The organism is Bradyrhizobium sp. 154 (genome assembly GCF_023073875.1).
Classification (GTDB): Bacteria; Pseudomonadota; Alphaproteobacteria; order Rhizobiales; family Xanthobacteraceae; genus Bradyrhizobium.
Window position 1 is genome coordinate 1 of the sequence record NZ_JADPKG010000057.1, and the last position, 1,364, is coordinate 1,364.

Here is a 1,364-nt window from a genome sequence, read left to right on the forward strand (position 1 = left end):
CCGGTCCAAACCGGCTACATGGGTAACAGACTAGACCGGCGACATGGGTAACAGGTCAACTATTCGGCAAGGAGGGCTTGCCGATGGCTTGGAAGGAGACCTGTGCCGTGAGTGAGCGGATGGAGTTTGTGGTGGCGGTTCGAAAGGGCGAGGAAGCATTTGCAATGATCTGCCGGCGGTTCGGCGTGAGCCGCCGGATTGGCTACAAATGGCTTACGCGTTTCGAGACGGAAGGACCTGCGGGCCTGGAAGATCGCTCACGAGCTCCACGGCACCACCCGCAATCGATTGCAGGCGACATTGCTGAGCGATGCCTTGCAGTGCGGCGTGCGCATCCGACTTGGGGTCCTTTGAAGGTGCGGGCCTATCTGGAACGGGCCGCGCCGAAGACGGACTGGCCGGCGGCGAGCACGATCGGAGAGCTGTTCGACCGAGAGGGGCTGACGGTCAAGCGTCGACTGCGACGGCGTGGACCGCCGTCGAGCGCGCCTTTTGCCGATTGCCAGGAGGCCAACGATATCTGGTGCATCGACTTCAAGGGCTGGTTCTTGACCGGTGACGGCAAGCGATGCGAACCACTGACGATCACCGATGCATACAGTCGCTATCTTCTGCGCTGCCAGGCGCTTCCCCGAACGGACACCGAGCATGTCTGGCCTGTGCTCGATGCGGCCTTCCGCGAGTTCGGCCTTCCCCACTACCTGCGATCGGACAATGGCTCTCCGTTTGCCTCGGTCGGCGCTGGCGGATTGTCGAGAATGTCGGTCAACCTGATCAAGGCTGGGGTGATACCGGAACGCATTACTCCCGGGAAGCCGCAGCAGAACGGCCGTCACGAGCGCATGCATCTTACCCTGTTGCAGGACGCGGCAAGTCCACCGGCGCGCAGCCTGCGTGAGCAGATCAAGCAACTGCGCCAGTTCCAGCACACCTATAACCACGAACGCCCACACGAGTCTCTCGACAACGCTACACCTGCGGATCGCTACAAAGCGTCACCGCGTCGCTTCGATGGGATCCTACGCTCCCCCGAGTATGGCGATCAGGACATTCGCTGGGTCCGACGCAACGGAGAGATCAAGCTCGATGGCAAGTTCGTCTACATCAGCGCGGCATTGTCCGGCGAGCCCGTAGGCTTGGTGGCGTCCGAGGATGGCCAAACGGTCACCTACGGCCCGGTCACGCTCGGCACCATTGCTTATCGGGCGGATCAATTAAGAACGCCAAAGCGCTGTGGACCTTGGGGACAACGCTGCGCGTTGCCCCCAGGGTCCACAGCCCCAACAACAGCAGGCCTGAACGAAACGAGAATTGTGTTACCCATGTCGTCGGTTTGAACTGTTACCCATGTCGCCGGTTGCTCA

1 pseudogene is annotated in these 1,364 nt (G+C 61.3%); it reads left to right on the plus strand.

Annotated elements, in window-relative coordinates:
- Positions 1-83: 83 nt before the first annotated feature.
- A pseudogene (locus IVA92_RS15475) lies at positions 84-1,196 on the plus strand (IS481 family transposase); the annotation flags it as partial.
- Positions 1,197-1,364: the final 168 nt, after the last annotated feature.